At 68.3% G+C, this 21,824-nt stretch carries 15 protein-coding genes; 7 read left to right on the plus strand and 8 right to left on the minus strand.

From position 1 onward, the window contains the following. Positions 1-389: 389 nt before the first annotated feature. From ftsA to BM066_RS14160, 6 genes are all read right to left on the minus strand, one after another. A complete protein-coding gene (gene ftsA, locus BM066_RS14135; protein ID WP_089928917.1) occupies positions 390-1,715 on the minus strand; it encodes a cell division protein FtsA in 1,326 nt (441 codons plus the stop codon). 31 nt (positions 1,716-1,746) lie between these two features. After that, positions 1,747-2,658 (minus strand): cell division protein FtsQ/DivIB, encoded by a 912-nt coding sequence (locus BM066_RS14140; protein WP_089928919.1) that lies wholly within the window; start codon positions 2,656-2,658, stop codon positions 1,747-1,749. Continuing rightward, a complete protein-coding gene (locus tag BM066_RS14145) occupies positions 2,627-3,604 on the minus strand; it encodes a D-alanine--D-alanine ligase (protein ID WP_089928921.1) in 978 nt (325 codons plus the stop codon). The genes BM066_RS14140 and BM066_RS14145 overlap by 32 nt, the downstream gene beginning before the upstream one ends. A gap of 230 nt (positions 3,605-3,834) precedes the next feature. Next, positions 3,835-8,961: a N,N-dimethylformamidase beta subunit family domain-containing protein gene (locus BM066_RS14150; RefSeq protein ID WP_089928924.1), complete on the minus strand. Its 5,127-nt coding sequence runs from the start codon at positions 8,959-8,961 to the stop codon at positions 3,835-3,837. 239 nt (positions 8,962-9,200) lie between these two features. Beyond that, positions 9,201-9,398, minus strand: coding sequence for a stress-induced protein (locus tag BM066_RS14155; protein ID WP_026176487.1), 198 nt, complete (start codon positions 9,396-9,398; stop codon positions 9,201-9,203). A 139-nt stretch (positions 9,399-9,537) separates the two neighbouring features. Further along, on the minus strand, positions 9,538-10,467 hold the full coding sequence (locus tag BM066_RS14160) for a phytanoyl-CoA dioxygenase family protein (RefSeq protein ID WP_026176486.1): 930 nt from the start codon (positions 10,465-10,467) through the stop codon (positions 9,538-9,540). Positions 10,468-10,681: 214 nt separating this feature from the next. Between BM066_RS14160 and BM066_RS14165 the strand changes: the two genes are divergently transcribed. The 6 genes from BM066_RS14165 to BM066_RS14190 all read left to right on the plus strand — a co-directional run bounded on the left by BM066_RS14165 (position 10,682) and on the right by BM066_RS14190 (position 17,025). Then, positions 10,682-11,377, plus strand: a complete 696-nt coding sequence (locus BM066_RS14165) for an XrtA/PEP-CTERM system exopolysaccharide export protein (RefSeq protein ID WP_255367591.1) — start codon at positions 10,682-10,684, stop codon at positions 11,375-11,377. 69 nt (positions 11,378-11,446) lie between these two features. After that, positions 11,447-12,811, plus strand: coding sequence for a hypothetical protein (locus tag BM066_RS14170; protein WP_018061575.1), 1,365 nt, complete (start codon positions 11,447-11,449; stop codon positions 12,809-12,811). A gap of 5 nt (positions 12,812-12,816) precedes the next feature. Continuing rightward, positions 12,817-13,626, plus strand: coding sequence for a nucleotide-binding protein (locus BM066_RS14175; protein WP_018061574.1), 810 nt, complete (start codon positions 12,817-12,819; stop codon positions 13,624-13,626). Between the two features lie 104 nt (positions 13,627-13,730). Further along, the gene (locus tag BM066_RS14180) at positions 13,731-15,134 is read left to right on the plus strand and encodes a TIGR03016 family PEP-CTERM system-associated outer membrane protein (RefSeq protein ID WP_089929001.1); all 1,404 of its coding nucleotides are present in this window, start codon (positions 13,731-13,733) and stop codon (positions 15,132-15,134) included. Beyond that, the gene (locus tag BM066_RS14185; protein WP_018061572.1) at positions 15,131-16,015 is read left to right on the plus strand and encodes an XrtA system polysaccharide deacetylase; all 885 of its coding nucleotides are present in this window, start codon (positions 15,131-15,133) and stop codon (positions 16,013-16,015) included. The genes BM066_RS14180 and BM066_RS14185 overlap by 4 nt, the downstream gene beginning before the upstream one ends. Beyond that, a complete protein-coding gene (locus tag BM066_RS14190; protein ID WP_018061571.1) occupies positions 16,012-17,025 on the plus strand; it encodes a FemAB family XrtA/PEP-CTERM system-associated protein in 1,014 nt (337 codons plus the stop codon). The genes BM066_RS14185 and BM066_RS14190 overlap by 4 nt, the downstream gene beginning before the upstream one ends. Here BM066_RS14190 and BM066_RS14195 read toward each other — a convergent pair. Then, a complete protein-coding gene (locus tag BM066_RS14195) occupies positions 17,005-18,222 on the minus strand; it encodes a TIGR03087 family PEP-CTERM/XrtA system glycosyltransferase (RefSeq protein ID WP_026176485.1) in 1,218 nt (405 codons plus the stop codon). The two genes, BM066_RS14190 and BM066_RS14195, sit on opposite strands and share 21 nt — an antisense overlap. 87 nt (positions 18,223-18,309) lie before the next feature. Here BM066_RS14195 and asnB point away from each other — a divergent pair, with 87 nt between their 5' ends. Beyond that, the gene (gene asnB / locus BM066_RS14200; RefSeq protein ID WP_018061569.1) at positions 18,310-20,292 is read left to right on the plus strand and encodes an asparagine synthase (glutamine-hydrolyzing); all 1,983 of its coding nucleotides are present in this window, start codon (positions 18,310-18,312) and stop codon (positions 20,290-20,292) included. Here asnB and BM066_RS14205 read toward each other — a convergent pair. Next, a complete protein-coding gene (locus BM066_RS14205) occupies positions 20,275-21,549 on the minus strand; it encodes a glycosyltransferase family 4 protein (protein ID WP_089928926.1) in 1,275 nt (424 codons plus the stop codon). The genes asnB and BM066_RS14205 overlap by 18 nt on opposite strands. Positions 21,550-21,824: the final 275 nt, after the last annotated feature.

Raw genomic sequence — 21,824 nt, forward strand, 5'->3', positions numbered from 1 at the left:
CGGCGGAACGCCGCTGACCGAAAAACCCTTGGAAAGTCCCGTTTTCGACGCCTCGAAAACTAGGCTTTCAGGTGTTTCCGACACTTAGATCGTAAACGTTCATGCTTAAGGTCGGTTAAGACTTGGCCGCTGCTCTGGGCGAGCTTGGCCAAGACGAAAAAATCATCGGATCACAAAAATTTACAGTCGCGCCCCGAGGGACGCGACTCGGCCACGCTTGATGGAAAAGGCGCCAAGGCCAAAGCTCCACCGCACTGTCATCCCGGACAAGCGCGAAGCGCGCGGATCCGGGACCGACGCGTGAACTCGGCGCTTCCGGCGATCCCGGATCCGCGCCCGGCTATCGCCAGGCTTGTCCGGGATGACAACCGTTTTTGAGGCCTGATCGGCTAGAGATTGTCGCGCAGCCAGGCCGCGGCCCGGGCGACCGGGCTGGCGTTGGGGTCGAGCGGGCGCTTGCGGATCGCCGCCCCGGCCAGGGCCTTGGGCGAGACCACTTCGCGCGGGCCGAAGGCCGTGCGGTGCAGGACGCCGGCGGCGGCGCAGAAGGCCGGACCCGATGCGGCGTCGGCCAGGTGCGGCACCCGGCGCGGACGGCCCAGGCGGACCGGACGGTCGAACACTCGCACGGCCACCTCGCGCACGCCGGCCAGCTGGCTGGCGCCGCCGGTCAGGACGATGCCCGCGCCCGGCTCGACCGGGGCGCCCGAGGCCTTCAGGCGCTCGCGCAGCAGCTCCAGCGTCTCCTCGACGCGCGGCTGGATGATGCCCTTCAGCAGGCTGCGGGGCGCGATCACCGGGCCCGCGCCCGGATCGTCGCCGCGCGGCGGGGCCTCGATCATCTCGCGGTCCTCGTTGGCCGAGGCGATGGCGCTGCCGTGCAGAGTCTTGATGCGCTCGGCGCCGGCGACCGAGGTCTGCAGGCCACGGGCGATGTCCTGGGTGACGTGCCCGCCGCCGACGGCCAGGCTGTCGACGTGGCACAGGGCGCCGTTGTTGAACACCGCCACCGAGGTCGAGCCGCCGCCCATGTCGATGCAGACCGCGCCCAGGTCCATCTCGTCCTCCTCCAGGGCCGCCAGGGCCGAGGCGAAGGGCGCGGCGACCACGCCCTCGAAGCTGAGGTGGGCGCGTTCGACGCAGTGGGCCAGGGTGTGGAAGACGTTCTCGTTGATCGAGACGACCAGCAGCTCCAGGCCCAGCGCCCGGCCGAACATGGCGCGAGGGTCGCGGATACCGCGCTGACCGTCCACCGACCAGGCGATCGGCAGCAGGTGGATCGGCTTGCGGCCGGGAATGCGGACCTGGGCCAGGGCCGAGGCGATGGCGCGCGACAGGTCGCCGTCGCCGATCGGCCGGGCGCCCAGCGACACCTGGGTGTGGACGCGGTGGCTGGCCAGCTGGCCGCCGGCCGTGCAGACGCTGACGCCCTGAACGTTGACGCCGGCCACGGTCTCGGCCCGCTCGACGGCCTGGGCGATGGCCTGCGCCGCCTCGTCCAGATTGACGATCGCCCCGCCGCGCACGCCGCGCGACTGCACATAGCCGACGCCGGCCGTGGTCAGGGTGCGGTTGTCGCGATGGACCCCGTCGGCCTTCATGATGAAGCAGGTGACCTTGGACGCGCCAAGATCGACGGCCGCGACCGCCGGCTGACGCACCAGCGTCGCCTTCAAGCCTTCGCGGGCTTGTTTCCGGTCATCCAGTCGCGACATCGCTACAGTCACCTCACACACAAGTTCATGATCAGGCCCCTCCGGCCACGGGCTGCCCGGGCAGCACCGCGTCGCGAGGCCTTACGGCCACCATCTCCGGGTCGCGCAGGTCGATGCGCGCGAAACCGAGATCGAGGATTCGTTGTCGTTGATCGAGTTGATCCAATTGAATCAGCGCGGACTCTTCGTCAATGGCCGGCAGCTGGATCAGCGAACCATCTTTCAAACGCAGGTCCCAACGGCGGTCGTCGACGCGCACCAGGGCCTCCAGGCGGTCGCGCAGGCGCGGCCGGGCGTTGACGGCCGGCAGGATGGCGCCGGCGGCCTGGTCGGCGCCCTGCCCCACCACCAGCGGCAGCTGCGGGAAACGCGCGGCGTCGGCCTCGCGGATGATGCGCCCCTCGCCGTCGATCACCCGCATGGCGCCGGAATGCTGCCAGACGGCCAGGGCCGGGCGCTCCTCGACGGAGATGAACACGGTGTCGGGCAGCAGGCGCACGACCTTGGCGGACTTGACCCAGCCCACGCCCTCGACGCGGGTCCGCAGGTCGGCCAGGTCCAGGCCCAGGGTCGGCTGGTCCTGGTAGAGCGCCGTGGCGTTCAGGATGTCGGCCTTGGCCATCGGCGAGGCGCCCTCGATGTGCACGGTCTTCAGCTTGAAGCCGAGGTCGGCGAACTCGCCGTCGACGCCGCGGACCATGGCCTGGCCCAGGCGCTCGGCCCGATGGCCGGTGGCCAGGGTGGCGACCAGGGCGACGACCAGCGCGCCGCCGGCCACGGTCAGGGCCAGGCGCGGCGACACGCCCACGCCGCTCCGCGCGGCTTGCAGCTTCCCGGCCGGCGGCGCGGCGTTGCGCGCGGCCGATCGAGCCTTCGGACTTGCGGGCGCTTCGGCCCGGGGGCGCGTTGGCTTACGCGGTCCCCCCCGCACACTCGCGGGCATAAGCGTCCTCCACGATCCAGAACACTAAACGATCAAACGAAACGCCGACGTGGTCCGCCTGCTCGGGGACGAGCGAAGTGGGTGTCATGCCAGGCTGCGTATTGACCTCTAGAAGGACCAGAAGGTCGTTAATGTCGTCATAACGGAAGTCCGCCCTGGTCACACCTCGGCAACCAAGACTTTCATGGCCAAGCTTGGCCAAGTGCAGGGCCCGATCCCTTACGACGTCCGGAATTGGAGCCGGAAGAACATGGATCGACCCGCCTTCGGAATACTTGGCGGCGTAGTCGTAGAAACCTGTGGACGGGCGGATTTCGGTGACCGCCAGGGCCCTTGGACCCGTTGCCTGGCCTAGGATTGCGACCGAAAGCTCCAACCCGGGGATGTAGGGCTCGACCATCACCTCTTCCCCGAAAGCCCAGTCCGGCGCGGCCAGCTCGCGCGGCGGCCCGTTGGCGCCCTCGCGCACGACGAACACCCCGACCGACGAGCCCTCGGCGTTGGGTTTGACCACATAGGGCGGCTGCATCACATGGTCGCGCGCGACATCGTGGCGGTTGAACAGGCCGCCGCCGGGCACGGGGATCCCGGCGGCCGCCAGCACGGCCTTGCTGCGGGCCTTGTCCATGGCCAGGGCCGAGGCCAGAACCCCGGAATGGGTGTAGGCCAGGCCCAGGGTCTCCAGCACGCCCTGCACGCAGCCGTCCTCGCCCCAGCGGCCGTGCAGGCCGTTGACCACCAGGTCGGGTTTCAGGGCGGTGAGCACTTGGGCGACGCCAGAAGGCGGGTTTGGACCGGGGTCGACGCACGTGACGCGGGCGCCCAGCCGCTCCAGCGCGGCGGCGTAGGCCGCCCCGGTGGCCAGGCTGACCTCGCGCTCGGCCGACGGGCCGCCGAGCAGGACGACGATGTGCTGGTTGGCCAGGGGGCGTTCGGCTGGGGTCATGGGCCGCAGCGGTAGCCCTGCCGTGTCGAAGGGCTAGGGAGAGAAGATCCGCTTTTCGTGAACCCTCTCGCGCTCCCCTCGCCCTGTCATCCCGGGCCTCGCGCCCGGCCCCCCTCGTTCAGCTGACGGTGAAGCGCTTTAGCGCGCCACACCTCCGCACTGGGATGGGTCCCGGGCGCAAGGCCTTGCGCCTACCCGCACCGGCACAAGGTCTTTGTGGCTATCGAGGTTCACAGGATGAAATCCCCGGCCGACAATGCGAACAGGCCCTCAAGCCGCAAGATCATCTCGGCCGCGCCGCCATTGCCGTTGTCGAAGAACAGATCGGTCCCGCCCCCTGAGGTGGAGTAGCGGATCGAGGCGACGCCGCCACCGCTGAAACCGCCCGTGCCGTTGAAGACGAACTGGCCCGGGACCAGGGCCGAAACGTCGATGAGGTCGCCGCCCGCCACGCCGGCCCCGTCGAAACCCACGATCACGTCGCGCGCCAAAGCGCTCGACTCGCCGAAGGAGAGATAGACGAACGTGTCGTTTCCGGCCCCGCCGGTCAGCCGATCCGCGCCCGCGCCGCCGTTCAGGAGGTCGTCGCCGGCCCCGCCGAAGAGTTGGTCGACGCCCGCCCCGCCGTAGATGACGTCGCGACCGCTCGAGCCGGTCAGGATGTCGTTGCCGCCCAGTCCGGAGATGGAGGCGACGCCGACCACCGACGCGAAGATGGAGAAATCCAGGGTGTTGGCGGCGGAATTGCCCAGCACCATCTGGCCGGCGCCGTCGAACACCTCGATCGTGCTGATGTTCGCGGTCCTGTCCAGGGTCACCGCGCCGCCGCCCGAAATGACCCGCAGCGTGTCGGTTCCATCGCCGCCGATCAGCGTGTCGAACTGCGCCTCGGAGCCGCGGATCACCAGGATGTCGTTCCCCCGGCCGCCGTCCACCCTGTCGGTCCCGCTGCCGCCGTCGAGCGTATCTTGGCCGGCGTCGCCGAACAGCTGATCGGCGCCGCCAAGGCCTCGGAGGGTGTCGTCGCCACGGCCGCCGTTCAGGATGTTGTTCCCGCTCGTGCCGGTGAGGACGACGCCCGCGGTGGTTTCGCCGTTGATGGTGATCGTGACCACCGCGATGTCGCTGACGAGGCCGTCCGAGACGGTGTAGGCAAAGCTGTCGGTCGCCGTCTGGCCGCTGGCCAGGGTGTCGAAGGCGCCGTTCGGGTCATAGGTGAAGGCCCCGGAGGCGTTCAGGGTCAGCCGGGCGCCGGAAGCGAGCAGCGTCGCGGTTCCCACCCCGCCGGCGCCGCCGTTCAGCGCGACCACGCTCAGGGCGTTGCCGTCCGGATCACGATCCAGGCCGGCGAGGTTGGTGATGACGTTGCCGGTCAGCACGACGGCCTCGCCGGTCGTGAAGGCGTCGTCGCCCGCCACCGGCGCATCGTTGCGGCCGTCCATCCGCAAGGTCGCGGTGTTGGGCGTCGTGCTGACGCCGTCCGACACGCGGTAGCTGGCCGTGAGGGTTTCGAAGGCCCCCTGCGCCAGGTCGTTGAACTGCGACGGGGACAGCGACAGCACCCCGGAAGGCAGGAGGCTGAAGACCACGGCGCGCGAGGCGTTGGACGAAGTCACCGTCAGGTTCTGGACCGAGAGCGGCTGGCCCTCGGGGTCCGTCGCGGTGGCCAGCAGGTCGATGTTGACGGACGGCGCGTCCTCGTTGCTCGTCCCCGCATTGATCGGGCTGACGGTCGGCGGCGCGTTCGAAGCGGGGGGCGTCACATTGACCGTCACCGTGGCGGCCGCGCTGCCGCCGAAGCCGTCGATCACGACGTATTCGAAGCTCGCGGTTCCGACGAAGCCCGTGCTCGGCGTGAAGGTGACGGTCCCCGTCGCGGCGTCGAACCCCGCCGTTCCGTTGACCGCGTTCCTGACGGCGCTGACGGTGAGCGTGTCGCCGTCGCCGTCGGTGTCTCCGGCCAGCAGCGTCGCCGCCGCGATCTGGACGGGCGTGTCCCGCACGGTGGTCGCGGTCTCGGTGTCGGGGACCGGCGCGTCGTTGAGGTCCACCAGGAGCACGACCTGGCTCGCCTGCGCGCCGGCCGTGGCGGGATCGGCGTCGACCAGCCGTCCCTTGCCGGCGGCGTTGAGGAAAATTCCGTCATTGGTCACGGTGAAGTCGGTCGCCGTCAGCGGCGTACTGGCTCCCGCCTGGTCGGTGAAGCCGCGTTGGCTGACGATCGACAGGCCGCGGATCATCGGCAACTGCCCGTCGGCGTCGCTCAGCCGCACGCCGTTGAAGGGCTTGTCCTGCACGCTGGCGAACGGGACGTAGGCCTGGCTGAACACCGCCGGGTCGAGGGGAAACTGGATCTGGACGGTCAACCCGCCGAGATCGACCGCCGCGAGCCCGTACTGTCCGTTGCCGATGGCGGACGGGTCGGCGTTCGGCAGGTTGGCGAACTCGACGGCGCCCTGCGCGGTGTTGACGGTCGTGGTCTGCCTCGCGCTGGCGGTGGGGAACAGCGTGTCGGGCGTGGAGCCGAAGATATATTCCGCCGTGATGGCGCGGCCCGCGAAGGTCGCCGCGCCCGCCGGGCTTTCCGCCAGGTCGGTGACGGCCACGGTGATCGCCTGCTGCACCGGCGGCGCGATCCCATCGGAGGCGCTGACCGTCAGCGCGTAGTGATTGTCGGCCCCCGTATCCCTCGGCGTCTCGAAGTCCGGCATGGCCAGGAAGCGCAGTTCGCCGCTGCTCGCGTTGATCGTGAACAACGCCCGATCGTCGCCGCCGGCGATGGCGTAGGTCAGCGTGTTCCCGTCCGGGTCCGTCGCCCTTATCGCGCCGACGAGCGTGTTGTTTTCGGGCGTCGAGAAAGCGGCGCCCGACGTGAACACCGGCGGGCCATTGGCGCCGCCCGGCGGGTCGAACACGACGTCGACCCAGTAGTTCCCCGCGTTGAAGCTCTGGTTGGGGAACTGCACGCCGGCGCCGTAGGCATAGACGCCATTGCCGCCGACCTGACCGCTGGCCGGGGCGCTCAGCACGCCATAGGGGTCGCTATAGGTCGTGGTGAAATAGCTATCGATCGCCAGGTAGTTGTTCTCGGTCTTGTAGGAGGCGACGTAGACGGCGCCGGCCTGGATCGTGACCGGCGTCGTCAGCGTCGCGACCTGCCAGCCCGATTGGCCCGGCGCCGAGTTGAAGGTCACCGTCGCGAGCAAGGTTCCGTCGGACGCCCAGAGATGCCCCACGCGCTGGTCGGTGTCGCTGGAGTCGCCGGTCGCGCGGAAATAGCGGAGCGAGGTGATCGCGCCGCCCTGCGTCGCCTTGAACTTGACGCCGAGCTCGACCGCCTGTCCGTCATTGTAGAGCTGTCCCGTGGGCGTGACCGAGGCCCCGAACAGGCTGAAGGTGTCCGGCGTCTGCGGCGCGGTGACCGTGACGACGTCGGTGGCCAGCTGGTTGACGGGGCGGAGGTTCAGGCTGTCGTCGATGGCCCGCGCCTTGATGGTGTAGGAGCCCTGGGCGGTCGGCGTCCAGCTGTAGGTCCAGTTCGCCGTGCCCTGCGCCAGCTTCCAGTTCAGCCCGCCGTCGACCGACACCTCGACGAGGGCGACGCGGCCGTCGTCGTTCGACGGGTCGTTGTCTATATCGGCGGCGGAGCCGCTGATCGTGATCTGCGACAAGGCGCTGACGCTGTCGGGCAGGTCGTTCAGCGTGGCGGTCGCGGCGATCCGATCATTGGAGGCCAGCGCCCGCACCAGCCCCTCCGATTGCAGGATCGCGTTCGAGACACCGGGCTGAATGCCCATGTCGGCGAACATGTTGACGGTGAACTGCTGCAGCGTCGTCGATTGGATGTTCGCGCCATAGGGGCTGGAGTCGTGCTGGTTGCTGAGGCCCCAGCTCCAGAACACCGTGCCGGCGCCAAACACCAGCGCGCCGCTCGGGGCGCGGTAGAGCGACAGGCTGTGCGTCGCCGTGCCCGGCGCGGTGCGATTGCCCTGGTCGGTCAGGATCTGGCTCCAGGGAATCGTCGTTTCCGAGAGCTTGACCAGACCGGCGGGGCGGAACGCGTCCACCGGCGACGCGTCCCATTCGTAGCCGAGGATGCCGGGGGCGATGTCGAGCGCGCCGTTCGGTCCGACGCCGGTGTCACGCCAAACCCGCAGCCCCGCATAGGCGGCGGGAATGTCGAGCGCGCCACCGAACTCGCCGGTGCCGTCGGGGCCGAACAACTGGCCGGTGAGCGCGTTCTCGGGCTTCGCGCCGACCGCGGTGTGGGTCACGCCGTCCGGGCCGACGGCGTTGACGAAACGAAGGTCGCGCCAGGTGCCGGTCCATTCGTTGGACGGGTCGACGTTGGGGTAGTCCTGCGCCGTGGCGCCCAGCGAATAGTTGAACTTGGTCTCCTTGTAGCAGACCAGGGTTCGGTACTCGACGCCATTGACGATGCTGCTTTCCCAGCGCGTCTTCCAGTAGACCTCGTTACCGCTCCAGAAGAGCAGGTTCACGCCGGCGTCACGCGCGGCCTCCACGTTGGCGCGCTGAGCGCCGGACCAGTATTCGTCATGACCGACGGAGATGAAGGCCTTGTGGTTGGTGAGGTAGCTCGCGCCCAGGCGGTCGGTGTCCATGCCCGAGACGTAGGAGACGCTGTAGCCGTTCTTCTCGAGCCAATAGATCGCCGCGTAGTCCGCGCCGAACAGATAGTCCTGCCCACCGGCATAGGTGCCGCCGCCGTCGCGGGTGATGAAGGGGCGGTTGTAGCTGACCGCGAACGCACGGTCCTGGTCGAGCGGACTTTGGTCCGGCGCGATGTTGGCCGGCTGGTCGAAGCCGCCGTAGAAGCTGCCGCCGACCTGCCCGTTGCGCCCGGCCCAGCCGTTATAGGCCTGCCAGGTGGTGTCGGAGGTCTGCAGCAGGACGTCGCTCGTGCCGCCGTCGTCGCGCACGATGAAGGGGATCTGGTTGGTGGCGCCATTGTCGGTGCGCACCAGCTTGGCCAGATAGACGCCCGAGACGGCGTCGGCCGGCGTCGACCAGCTGGCGCTGACCGACCAGTTGCCGGCGTCGACCAGGCCGCGGGAGTCGGTGATCGGGTCCGGTTGCCGAATGCCGGTGAGGCCGTTCAGGGTGGTGACCAGGGTCGCGCCGTCGCCACCGTAGTAGCCGAGCCGATAGATCTCGATGCGGTAGGGCGCCGTCGCGCCCTGGCCGACATTGAGGTTGATCTTGAACGAGACCGTGCTGCCGTTGTCGACGCTGAACTGGGTGGCGAAGCCTTCGATCTGGTTGCTGCTGGGCGCGTCCCAGACACTTCTGGGCGTCCCCTGCTTCTGGTTTTCAAGAACGATCGGGTTGTCCGCCACCGTTCGCCTCCTGTGCGCGCCGGGCCGGGGTCGTGTCGAGTCGACATCACTGCGCGAAGGCGGCTCGACCCGGAACGCTCGCCTACTTTGGTGGGGGCCGTCGTATCATTTCATGGGTTTCGCGTGGGATGGCGGGGCCGTCTCGGCGGTTCCCGTCGATGGCCTGACGTCGTTGCGCGACGAACCGGCGCGCGTCCTCGCGGCGAAGCTCCAGGCGAGCCGCGGCCGGGAGCGGCGCCTCAGTCGGGGTCCTTGCGGCTCGACGAGGAAGATCCGCCGATGCGGCCCGCGCGGGCGGCCAGTTCCCGGTTCCGGGAGAAGCTGCGTTTCCCGGGCGGCACGCTGGCGCCGCCGCAAGCGGCGATTTCCCGGCGGCGTTCCGGGCTGATGGCGGCGAAGCCGCGCTTGGCTTTGGGCTTTTCACCATCGAGCGTCATGATCGCCTCCATCCGATGATGGAGTTGGCCCCCGCGCCTGGAAGTGATCCACCTCTTATGTTGGTTCGAAGGCCATTCGGGGGGAACAGGGGTTGGCCTCAAGCGAACTCGGCGGCCGCCGTGAGCGCGATCAACGGAGCTAAAACGGTCGCACCCTTCGCGCGCGCGCAGTGTGCCGCTGACGCAGCAGAAGGCGGTTGCAATAGGCGTCCACCATCGCCTCGCGCTCGACGGGTTCGTAGCGGAATGCGAATATGGGCAGCAGCGAATACTGCACCTGGAGCATCAGACGCGGGCCTGTGGTCGGACGGCCGCCACAGTGCACCCCCAAGGTGTCGGCCATGAAGGTGGTGCCCATCGGCCCCGTCACGATCGCTATTCTGTGGCCCCCGAAGCGCGTTTCAATTTCGAACTGGGTGTAGGCCCTCATGGTCAATCCGAAGGCGGTGTCGTGGGATCTCCGAACGAAACTGTGCGGGCCCGAGCCGGCGTCGACGTCCGACAGATAGATGAACAGCTTCAGGAAGCGCCAGTCGTCGACATCGCGATGAAAGCTCTGAAACCGCGTGGCCTCACGGCTGAACGGGAATGTCCAGCGCACGCCGATGCTTGAAATCGTTGGTTTGCAGCCCAGATAGTCCGCCGCGATCCGCAGAACCCGCGGCGCGTTGACGAGCGTCAGCAGACCTGGACACGCAAGGACGGTCTCCAGGCTGTAATCCGCCGCGGCGACGCCCGCCGGTATCTGTTCGACAGGGAGGCGCGCGCCGTTCGGCGCGGCGACCATGTTGCCGCGGAAATAGTCGGCGATCCGCTTGATCTCGACCCGGGGAACGAGAGGCGGCAGCATGGCCAGCCCCTCTTTCCTGAGGTCGGCCAGCGCGGTTTCGCACGTCCCGTCGCGTGGCCAGGTCACCGGTCCGCCCTGTTGCATGCGCACGGCCGCGGCGATGAGAAACGACAGGGCGCGGCGGATGACGGGCGCGGTCGCCATCCGCTGTCCGTAGTAGAGCAGCGCGCGTCGCGCCTGGAACCCGGGTCCTGGCTTGAGCCGAGCATAGGGGATCATGGTGCCCTCGTGGCGTGGTGCGGCATCTCGCCCGGGGCGCCGAATAGCGCCTTCTTACCGGCCGCCGATCCATCATTCGACATAGTCATGATCGTCCCAGTGTTCCTATTCATGAGGTGCAACCGCTCGATCATTCAGCGGCGAGCGGAGATCTGGGGCGACGCCACGTGGCCCGGGTCGTAGGAGTAAAAGGGGCCAGACATTGGAACGTCGATTGTCGAGCATCTCCGCGGCCGATGACGGATCGCCCGGACGACGGACCCTCAAGATCAGCGTTGCGCGTCATTGGCGAAAGCTCGGCGTTGCGAGCTTGCTCTGCGCGGTGATCCCGCTCGCCGCCAACGCCCAGCCCGCCACGGACCCCGCCACGGACCTTGGCCGTCCAGCGGCGGTGTCGGACGCGGCCGACTACCTCATCGGGCCGGGCGACATCCTCCAGATTTTCGTCTGGAAGAACCCTGACCTTTCGGTGGAAGCGCCGGTCCGCCCCGACGGTCGGATCACCACTCCGCTGGTGCAGGACATCCAGGCGCAGGGCCGCCGGCCGACGGAACTGGCCGCGAACCTCCAACGGTCGCTTTCCAACTACATCCAGGAGCCGGTGGTCACTGTCGTGGTGAAAGGCTTCGCCGCGCCGGGCAACTCGGCCGCGGTCCGTGTCATCGGGGCGGCCGTGACGCCCAAGACGGTCCCGTATCGGGCCGGGCTCACCGCGCTGGACGTGCTGATCGATGTCGGCGGCCTCACCATGTTCGCCAATGGCAACGGGGCCAAGCTGCTGAGGCGTGAGAACGGCGCCTACCAGTCCTACCCGCTGCGGCTCAAGGACCTGGTCCGATCGGGCGACCTGAAAGCCAACGTGAACCTGATGCCGGGCGACATCATCCGCATCCCTGAACGGATGTTCTGAGGTCGTCCATCGGCCTTCAACACCGACCGCCCCGGGGGGCGAGGCCGGCTTCGAGAGAGTAATGCTTCCATGCTCGATCCCCTCTTCACGCTCATCAGGAACGAAAGCCGCCGGATCTGGTGCTACCGCTGGCTGGTGGCCGCGACCACCGTGGCCCTGTGGGGCGGCGCGGCGACCTACATTCTTCGTCTCCCGAACGTGTACGACGCCTGGGGGCAGATCTACGTGAACGGCCAGACGCCGCTTGCCGCCACCGCCGAGGGCATGTCTCTCGTTGGAGGGGGCTATGGCAGCCCCTACGTCGTCCAGAAGACGCTGCTCAACGACGACAACCTCGAGAAGGTCGTGCGGCAGACGGATCCGACGGCGGCGTCGATGGACCGGGCCGCCCTTGAGGTGGCGATGACCCGGCTAAGGAAGAGAATCCACCTGGCGCGAGACCCGGGGGAGAATTTCGTCGAGCTTCATGTCACGGATAGGGACCCGGTTCGCGCGCGCAACTTGGTGCGGCTGTTGTTGAACCAGTTCGTCGACCGTAACGTGGATCGCGCTCAAGCCGATCTCGGACGAGCGGGCCAGTTCCTCGACGAGCAGGTGGCTTCCTACGCTGCGATGGTCGCCGCCTCGCAAGTCAAGATCGCCGAATTTCGGCGAAGCCACCCCGCGGTGTCGGCCACGACGGTCGACACTGGCCTCCAGGACCAGAGGCAGGCCCCCGCGCCCGTCGCCCAGGCGGCTCCGGCGCCAAGGTCATTCGCCGCCAGCAGGCGCGTGTCGGAGCTGGAATCGCAACTCACCGTCCTCCGCGCCTCCTACACCGAACAGTATCCGGACGTTATCGCGACCCGCCGGCAGCTCGCCGAAGCGATCCGCGCGCGCGATCTGGAGGAGCAGGCGGCCCTAACCACCGCCCCCCGATCGCCGGCCCTGGCCGGGGGATATTCGCCGCGGCGGATCATGCCCGCCCCGATCCCGCCCGAGGTCGCTTCGGAATGGACCAATTTGCAGAAGAACGACGAGGTGCTTCGCAACGCCTACCAGCAACTGCTCAACAAGCGTGTCGCCACCCGGATGTCGCAGGCCGTCTACGGCGCCGACGGCGTCGGCAAGTACCAGGTCACCCGGGAGCCCACGGTTCCGACGGTCCCGACCGGGCCGCACCGCCTCCTCTACCTGGCTCTGGCCGGACTGCTCGCGGTCGGCGGCGGGCTGGCGGCGGGATGGCTGCGCGCCGCGACGAGGAGCATATTCGTGTCGACGCAAGAGCTGGAACAGGCTGTACAGCTTCCCGTGATCGGCACGCTGTCCTGGGAGCCCACATGGAGCGCCCGGCCGACTCGACTGACGCGCGCGCCCAGACGCATCGGCGGCCCGCCGCCGAACCCGCCCATCATCCTGAAATCCTATCGCACAACCTGGGATTACCGGCCGTGAGCCACATGCCTCAACTCCTCCCAAGCCTCGTCGCAACCGACTCCAAGGCCCTGACGACCAGCAACCGCGAGAGGCCCCTGATCCAGAACCTCTGGACACGCGCCGGAGAGTTGAAGCGGGTCGGCGTGGTCGCCCCCCCCCGCTTCGACGAATCCCGCACGCGCGAGGAGTTCCGGGTCCTGAAGCGACACCTGCTGGCGCGGATGGAAGCGGATGTCGGACCCTACGACCCGCGGACGATCCTGATCACCAGCGCTTCGCCTGGGGAAGGCAAGACCACGATGACCCTCGGGCTCGCCTTGAGCTTCATGTTTGAGCACGACCGTCGCGTCGTCCTCATCGACACCGACATCGGCGGTTCGGAGCTCTCCAGGCGCATGAAGCTCGGCGACCAGCTGGGACTTCTCGATTACCTGGACGACGAGGATCTGGAAGTCAGCGATATCCTGTACCCCACCAGCGTCCGAGGCGTTTACGCCGTCCCGTTCGGCCGGCCCCGCGTAACGGCGCCGGAGCTGATGGCCGGCCAACGCATGGCGTGTCTGATCGAGACGCTGCACCACGGAACAGAGGAGCGGATCGTGATCATGGATTCCGGCTCGGTGCTCTCTTGCAGCGTGACCGTCTCGCTGGCCAAGCACGCCGGCCAGATCCTCTTCATCGCGGCCATGGGCGAGTCGAAGCGGGCGGAAGTCGACGAGGGACTGGGCATCCTGCATCGTCACGCCGGTCCGCTTGACGCGGCGCGTGTCGCGCTGGTGTTCAACAAGACCGACCGGTCGCAGTCGCACGTTCGCTATTCCAGGCGGCATTGAGCCGGCCGGCTCGGGGGAAACGGCAAAACATGTCCTGCAAACACCCCTCGCGGCGGAAACCTCATCCCGGCGGTATGTGGGCCGCGCTCTTCTGTACAACCTGCATGACCCTGACCGGAGGCGTCGCGCCAGCCGCCGAACCCATTGATCAACGCCCGTTCTCGATCACCCCGAGCCTGGGCGTTCAGGGAGTCTACACGGACAATGCGCGCGTCACCGCCTCCAACAGGACGTCGGACTTCATCCTGCGTGGCCTGCTCGGCGTGGAAGCGAAGCTCGCCACCAGCCGCCTGACGGCCCAGGCTGTCGGCGAGGCGTCCTACGACGCCTATTCGCGCCTGTCGGACCTCAACGGGGGGTCTGTGTCCGGCAACGGCGCGGCGAACCTGCAACTGATCAGGAACACCCTCGCCATCGAGGCCGAAGGCGCGGTCACCAATGGCTCCATCTCGACATTCGGCGCCCCCGCCACCCAGCGTCACGGGGTTGGCGGGCACGTCCGGCTGTCCACCTACGCCGTGGGCCCGCGCCTGACGATGACCCGGGGCGATCACGTCGACGTCGCGGCGGCGGCGCGCTTCTCGCAGGTCTTCTACGCGACGAACGACCGCGATTCCGACCGGGCGCTGCCGGAGGACGACAGCATCGTCCAGTTGGTCGGCAGCGTCGGCAGCGGCGCGCGGCTGCGGCGATACGAATGGCTGACCACCGGCGAGTTCGTCAAGGACGACCATGGCTACAAGGCCGCGAACGCGGTCCAGTCGGTGTTCGTGGGGCTCCGGCCGAAAGTCCGCCTGATCTCGCGCGTCGGCTATGAGCGCGTCACGCCGCCGGGCATTGCGCGCATCACCGCGCCGATCGCCAGCGCCGGGTTGGAGTTCACGCCGAACGCGCGCTCGAAGATCAGCGTCGAAGGCGGCAGCCGATACCACCGCACCGCCTGGGCGGCCGACGCCAATTTCCAGGTCTCGCGAACCTTGCTGTTGACCGGCGCCTATTCGAAGACGATCCAGCCGGGTCAGGTCGCCGTGGCCAGATCGTTCCGCGAGTTCGTCCAGCGCAACGCCCAACTGCAACAGGCGAACGCGCCGACGGGCTTCACGTTCGACGGCAACCTCTACGGCGAGACATCGGTGTACAGGTCCGGCGATCTGCGCGCGCTCTATACCGGCGCCACCGATTCCCTGATGGCCTTGGGCAGCTGGACGAACAGGACCTTCCTGCGATCGGGCGGCCGCGACCGGACTTTCATCGGTCAAGTGGCCTACACCCGGCGCCTTCGACCGGACCTCACGCTCTCGCTCGAAACGAACTACTCCCACACCTATGAGAGCCTGCTCTATGGGGCGAGCAAGACGCGCGGTTTCTCCGGCCGCCTGGCCTACAAGATCAATCCGAGAACCGAGTTCGAGACCAGGTTCGACCGGACCAAAAGCCGGCAGCTCTTCCCAGGCGGCGAACGGATCGCCGAAAGCGCCGTCTCCATCGGCCTCAGGAGGACCTTTTGAACCGTCGGGGTCGAAGATCGGTCGCGCCGCCCGCCCAGATCATCAATGGTCTCTCCGTCGATGTGGAAGACTACTTCCAGGTCCAGGCCCTTGCCTCCATCTACCCTCGCGCGGACTGGGGGGCGTGCGAATCCCGGGTGGAGCGCAACACGCAGCTTATCCTCGACGTGTTCGCCGAGGCGGACGTCAGGGCCACCTTCTTCACCCTGGGCTGGATCGCCGTCCGCCACCCTGGCCTCGTCCGCCGCATCGCCGACGCCGGCCACGAGGTCGCCAGCCACGGCTTCAGTCACATCCGGGTGGACAGCCAGACGCCCGAGGACTTCCGCGACGACGTTCGCAAGTCGCGCCTGGTTCTGGAAGACATCGCCGGCGTGCCGGTGCGGGGCTATCGCGCCGCGACCTTCAGCGTTGGACCGCACACGCCCTGGGCTTGGCGGACGCTGGAGGAGGAGGGCTATGCGTACAGCTCGAGCGTCTATCCGGTCGCCCGGGATTTCTACGGCGTTCCGGACGCGCCGCGCACCGCCTACCGACCCGACGGGGCCACGACGCTCGCCGAGGTTCCGATCTCCACCGTCCGCTTCGGCGACCGCAACTGGCCCTGCGGCGGCGGCGGCTATTTCCGGCTGCTGCCCTACTGGCTTTCCCGCGCCGCCATCGACCGGGTGAACCGCGTCGACGGCATGCCCGCCGTCTTCTACATCCATCCCTGGGAACTGGACCCCGAGCAGCCGCGCGCGAGGGGCGCGCCGCTCAAGTCCCGCCTTCGCCACTACGTGAACCTGTCCAAGACGCACGACCGCCTGAGGCGCCTGGCCCGCGACTTTCGCTGGGACCGGATAGATCGCGCCTTCGACCTGGCCGGAGGCTCTCGATGACGCCGACTTCCGAGCAACAGTGGGATGAGTTCGTCCTCAACCATCCCGACGCCACCTTCTTCCACCGATCGGCATGGCGCGAGGTGGCGAGCCAGGTCTTCGGCCACCGGGCCCACTATCTGACCGAGCGTCGTGACGATGGAAGCCTCGCGGCGATCCTGCCGATGGTGGAGATCCGCAGCCGCCTTTTCGGCCATGCCCTGATCTCGAACGCCTTCTGCGTTGGCGGCGGCCCGCTCGCGACGGACGCGGATTCCTTCGCCGCCATCCTGGACCAGGCCGAAACATTGGGACGGAAGCTGGGGGTCGACTACGTCGAGTTGCGCGACCTGCCCGTGGCCCCGGGGAACTGGTGCGCGCGCGGGGACCTCTATGCCGGCTTCGCGGCTCCGATCGCCGCGGCCGAGGAGGATAACTTCGGGCAGCTGCCCAAAAGGCAGCGGGCTCTCCTCCGCAGGGTCTTTGCGCGCGGCATGACCAGCCGCATCGAGACCTCTCCCCAGGTGTTCTACGACCTCTATTCTCGCACCATGAGGAACCACGGCACGCCCGCCTTGCCGCCACGGTTCTTCGAGCGGCTGTATTCGGTGTTCGGGTCGGATTGCGACATCCTGACGGTGAGTTCCGGAGGCCGGCCCGTCAGCTCGGTCCTGAGCTACTACTTCCGTGGCCGGGTCCTGCCCTACTATACCGGCAGCCTGCCGGAAGCGCGCACCCTCGGGGCCAACGACCTGATGCTCTGGGCCCTCATGCGGCACGCCGTGGAACGCGGCTGCACCACCTTCGATTTCGGGCGCAGCAAGGTCGGAACGGGTCCCTACGAGTTCAAGCGCCACTGGGGCTTCGAGCCGCGGCCGATCACGCATCAATATCGATTGCTGAAGGCCAAGGTGCTGCCGAACGTCAACCCCACGAACCCGCGCTACGCCGCGCTGATCGGGGTCTGGCGGCGGCTGCCCTTGCCGGTCGCCAACGCGATCTCCCCGATCCTAAGCCGCAGCCTGGCCTGAAAGCGGCTTGACCACGTCGGCGATGAGCCGGTCCATCGCCTCGAGTTGGGCATCCCAACGATGGTGGCGCTGCACGAACCGCCGGCCGCGGGAACCCAGGTCCGCAGGGGCGACGCCCAGCAACACGTCCGTGACCGCCATCGCGAAGCCCTGGGCGTCCGCCCCCACCAGAACATCGCGCCCTGGTCGCGCGGCGATGCCGTCGAGAGCGTCGGGCGTGGCCACGACGGGACGCCCGGCGGCCAGGCCTTCGAGCACCTTGTTCTGGATCCCGCGAGCGATGCGCAGCGGCGCAACCACGACCGCCGCTCCCGCGAGGTAGGGCCGGACGTCGGGCACCGTGCCGGTCACCTCGACCCCCGGCGTCGCGCGTAGGGCCAACACGCGCGCGGCGGGCGCCGCGCCGACGATGCGAAAAACCGCGTCGGGTCTGCGCTCACGGACTTTCGGCAGGACCTCTCGCACGAACCATTCGGCGCCGTCGATGTTCGGCTCGTAGTCCATACGCCCGCAGAAGACGATCGCCGGTTGGACGTTCGGGTTCGGAATCACCTCGAAGCAATCGGCGGCCACCCCGTTGGTGATGACGTGCAGCTTGTCTGCGCCTTGGGGCTGAAGGTTCGCCAGCAGCCGCCGCTCGGTCTCGGAGACCAGGATCCCGGCGACCGCCGCGTCGAGCGCGCGCTGCTCGAAGCGGATCAGCCGCCGCGCCTCGGCGGCGTAGATCCAGCGCGCGGGGGCCGGGGCGCGTTCGGCGTAGGCGCGCCACTTCTCGGCGTCCGCGTCGACGAAATCCACCACCAGGCGCGCGCCGGGGCGCATCCGGCCGACGACGTACTGGGCCATGGCGGATGAATAGACGAAGACCACGTCCGGGCGGACCTCCCGCAGCACGTTCTCGATCCAGCGTTCAAGCATCGGATGCCGGAAACGCGCCACGCTCAGGGGCGCCCCGGCGATCGCCGCCCAGGCCATGTTGCGGGCGCGACGGAAGCGGTCGAGGGGGGCGAAGCAGGCGTCGCGGTAGCGGGCCTTCGCCATCGGCAGGCTCCGCAGGTCAGCCAGGTCGTCCGCCCCCGCGCCGAGCCAGACATCGTGCCGCGCGGCGAGATGCTCCAGGACATGGAACGCCCGGATCTTGTCGCCCTTGTTGGGCGGGAACGGCACGCGATGAGCTAGGAACAGAATTTTCGCCATCGTGGGTCGTCCTCGCCTTTTGACAGGCCCCGCACGACGCGGCGGAGCCAAACTCAAGTCCTCGGTAGCGGCGGACTTGGAGGCAGCATGTGCGGGATCGCGGGCCTGTTCGATATCAAAGGGTTACGGACATACGATTCGGCGCTGATCCGGCGCATGATCGCCGCGATCGCCCATCGTGGTCCCGATGGCGCGGGCGTCCATCTTCGGCCTGGCGTGGCGCTCGGCCATCGACGGCTGGCCGTTATCGACCTCGTGAGCGGCGCGCAGCCGATGGAGACCCGCGACGGGGCCCTCGACGTCGTTTTCAATGGCGAGATCTACAACTTCCATGAGCTGCGTGCTGAACTCGAGGGCAAGGGCGCATGCTTCGAGACCCGTAGCGACACGGAAGTATTGCTGCATGGGTGGCGCGCATGGGGGGAGGCTCTATTCCCGAAGCTGCAGGGACAGTTCGCGTTCGCGCTCTGGGATCGGGATGAGCAGACGCTCGTCCTCGGGCGCGACCACTTTGGGAAGAAGCCGCTGCACTATCAGGTGAGTCCCGACGGGACCCTGGCGTTCGCCTCCGAGATCAAGGCCCTGCTGACCCTGCCTGAAGCCGATCGCGCCTTGGACGCGCAGGCGGTCGAGGACTTCTTCACCTACGGCTATGTGCCTGACCCGAAGACCATCTACCGTTCCATCCGGAAGCTGCCGGCTGGGCACTACCTGTTGGCCCGGCGCGGGCGCCCTCTCGAGATTCGTCGATACTGGTCCCTGCTGGAGACCGCGCCGGCGTCAGGAACCGCGACTCCCGAGCTTCTGGTGGAAACACTGGCCGCGGCGGTCAAGCGTCGCCTCGTCTCCGACGTGCCCTTGGGGGCGCTGTTGTCGGGCGGCGTCGATTCCAGCGCCGTCGTCGCCCTGATGGCGTTGCAGGCCGAGCGCCAGATCGACACCTTCTCGATCGCGTTCGGCGACCGGGATTTCGACGAAACCTCCTACGCTCGCGCCGTGGCGGAACGCTATGCGACGCATCACGACGTCCGCCGGGTGAGCGCCGACGATTTCGAGATGATGCGGCGACTGCCGGAAATCCATGATGAGCCGTTTGGCGACGTCTCGGCGATCCCCACCTTCGCCGTGTGCGCCCAGGCCCGGCGATCGGTGACGGTGGCCCTGTCGGGCGACGGCGGCGACGAGGCGCTCGCCGGCTATCGACGCCACGCCTTCCACTGCATCGAGGAGCGTGTGCGCGCCCACGTCGCGCCGTCCGTGCGCGCTCGCCTGCTCGGCCCGCTAGCGGACATCTATCCGCGCGGCGCCTGGCTCCCACGGCCCCTCCGCGCGAAGGCCACCCTGCGCGAACTGTCGCTGGATTCCGCGAGCGCCTACGCCCGCATGTCCTCCGCACTCCCCGAAGAGGCGCGGGCGACCCTGCTGACGACCGATTTCCGGAGGGCGCTGGGAGGCTACGACGCCGGCGACGTCATTCGCACGGCGTTCAATGTGGACGCGTCGCTGGATCCGCTGCAACGCGCCCAATACGCCGACATCATGACCTATCTGCCCGGCGACATCCTGACCAAGGTGGACCGGGCGAGCATGGCCAATTCCCTGGAGGTCAGGTCGCCGATGCTCGACCCGCGGTTCGTCGCCATGTCCTTCTGGCTGCCTCCGGCCCTCAAGCTGTCGCGCGCGAGCGGCGGCAAGGCCATCCTCAAGCGCGCCATGGAGCGCTATCTGCCGCGCGATCTGCTCTACCGGCCCAAGCAAGGTTTCTCGGTGCCCCTCGCGCGCTGGTTCCGAGGCCCCCTCCGCCAGGCGATCCTTCGCCTGGCGGACAGTCCGCACCTACGCGACTGCGGCATGATCGACATCGGGCGTGTGAGGAAGATGGCCATCGAGCATGTCGAGGGGTTCCAGGATCACTCCAAGGCGCTCTGGCTGACCTGGGTGTTCGACGCCTTCCTGGCGCACAACGCCGCATCCGGCGCTCAGGCCGCCAATGACTGGCGCGATGAGGACCCGTCGCCGAGCGACTGGGGGACCGCCACGCGGCCCGCGGCGTCATCGACTTTGGTCTAGAGCATTTTCAAGCGAAGTGGACACCGGTTCGCCGAGGAGCTGGCGAGCGAGGTCCAGGACGCCCCGGGCGTGTCTGCCGTCGAACCCAGCCGCGGCCGCCCCATCGAGCAACGCCTTGTTGGCTTCGCCGATCCTGGCCCAGCTGAAGGCCTCCGCGTAGCGCCGGGTCTCCGTCCGGCTCGGCATGTTTCGACGCAGGAGGTCCAGCGCTTCCACCAGACCTTCCGGCGTGCGTCGGTTCACGAGCACGCCCGCGGCGCTCGACCGAACGACCTCCTCGGCGCCGTTGACGTTTGTGGCGACCACCGGCGTGCCGCAGGCCATCGCCTCGAGCAGCACGTTCGCCCAGCCCTCCCGCGAGGAAGCCAACACCAGGACGTCGGCCGCGGCATAGACGCTCGGCAGGTCGGCGTGCGCGACCTCGCCGAGGAAGCGGACGCGGCCGGCGACGCCCAGGCGCTTGGCATGCGCTTCCAGCGCCGCGCGCAGGGGGCCGCCCCCTGCGATGAGGAGATTGCAGTCGGGGCGTTTCGCGAGCGCCTCAAGGACCAGATCGACTCCTTTTCGCGGGATGAGGCCGCCCACGCAGAGCAGCGTGAAACCGTCGAGCCCGAGGGCCGCGCGCGCGGCGGCCCTGTCTTGTGGGCGAAAAAGCCAAAGATCCACACCATTGCGCAGGACCACGGTCCGTTCCTCGGGCGCGCCAAGGGCGATCAGCCGACGCCTCAGGTCGTCGCAGACCGTGACCATGGCGCTCGCCTGATGGGCCGCCCAGCGGATCCGCCGGCGGGCGCCCGTTTCGTCGGGGATCAGGGTGAGGTCCGTTCCTCGGCCCGTGATGATCACCGGCAGCCGAAGGGCCTGCCCTAGACGCGCGGCGGCGACGCCGTCCGGGTAGAAGTAGTGGGCGTCGATGACGTCGAACTGCTGACCGGCCGCCTGCAGCTGGCGCGCGAGCGCGAGCCCGCGGCGAAAGAGGGCTTCGGGCGCATAGCTGGAGCCGACCTTCGGAATGACCACGTAGCGTGGGTGCCAGACCTCGACGCCGTATCGCACCTCGCGCCGCGGGGCCCGGGCGAAGGTCGAGTAGCGGCCGAAAAATTCGTGGGACAGCGGGAAATACGGCACCGGTGCAATGACGGTGGCCTCGATGCCGCCCTGCGCCATCGTCGCTCGAAGCCGATTCTCGACGAACACCCCATGGTTCGGCTGAGCCGCGTTTGGATAGAGGGTCGAGAACACCAGGACACGGGTCACGCGGGAGCCTCTCAGAGCGGCGCACTTGTCCGGGATGTGGGGAGAATTTCCGGGCGCCCGCATTTCAGAATGATGCATCGCCTGATCGAAGCCCCGACCGCGCGCTCCGGCTGAGTGGCCGCTTTCGTCGTCGACTGACCCGAAAGGTGATCATTCGACAGGGCGGTGGTCCAGTCCGCCGAAGTTAATTGGGGGCGCTGTAGCGGGCCCGACGAGGCGCCGCCGTGAAGACGTTCCAGAGTTGTGGGATTTGGCCGTGAACATTTTTGGACATC

Origin of the sequence: Caulobacter sp. UNC279MFTsu5.1 (assembly GCF_900114015.1) — a bacterium.
Lineage (GTDB): Bacteria > Pseudomonadota > Alphaproteobacteria > Caulobacterales > Caulobacteraceae > Caulobacter.

Coding starts and splice junctions, on each gene's coding strand:
- BM066_RS14140 (WP_089928919.1), bottom strand. CDS start 2,658: ATGCCCGCGAGTGTGCGGGGGGGACCGCGTAAGCCAACGCGCCCCCGG.
- BM066_RS14160 (WP_026176486.1), bottom strand. CDS start 10,467: ATGATCCCCTATGCTCGGCTCAAGCCAGGACCCGGGTTCCAGGCGCGA.
- BM066_RS14155 (WP_026176487.1), bottom strand. CDS start 9,398: ATGACGCTCGATGGTGAAAAGCCCAAAGCCAAGCGCGGCTTCGCCGCC.
- BM066_RS14145 (WP_089928921.1), bottom strand. CDS start 3,604: ATGACCCCAGCCGAACGCCCCCTGGCCAACCAGCACATCGTCGTCCTG.
- asnB (WP_018061569.1), top strand. CDS start 18,310: ATGTGCGGGATCGCGGGCCTGTTCGATATCAAAGGGTTACGGACATAC.
- ftsA (WP_089928917.1), bottom strand. CDS start 1,715: ATGTCGCGACTGGATGACCGGAAACAAGCCCGCGAAGGCTTGAAGGCG.
- BM066_RS14195 (WP_026176485.1), bottom strand. CDS start 18,222: ATGGCGAAAATTCTGTTCCTAGCTCATCGCGTGCCGTTCCCGCCCAAC.
- BM066_RS14175 (WP_018061574.1), top strand. CDS start 12,817: ATGCCTCAACTCCTCCCAAGCCTCGTCGCAACCGACTCCAAGGCCCTG.
- BM066_RS14190 (WP_018061571.1), top strand. CDS start 16,012: ATGACGCCGACTTCCGAGCAACAGTGGGATGAGTTCGTCCTCAACCAT.
- BM066_RS14180 (WP_089929001.1), top strand. CDS start 13,731: ATGACCCTGACCGGAGGCGTCGCGCCAGCCGCCGAACCCATTGATCAA.
- BM066_RS14170 (WP_018061575.1), top strand. CDS start 11,447: ATGCTCGATCCCCTCTTCACGCTCATCAGGAACGAAAGCCGCCGGATC.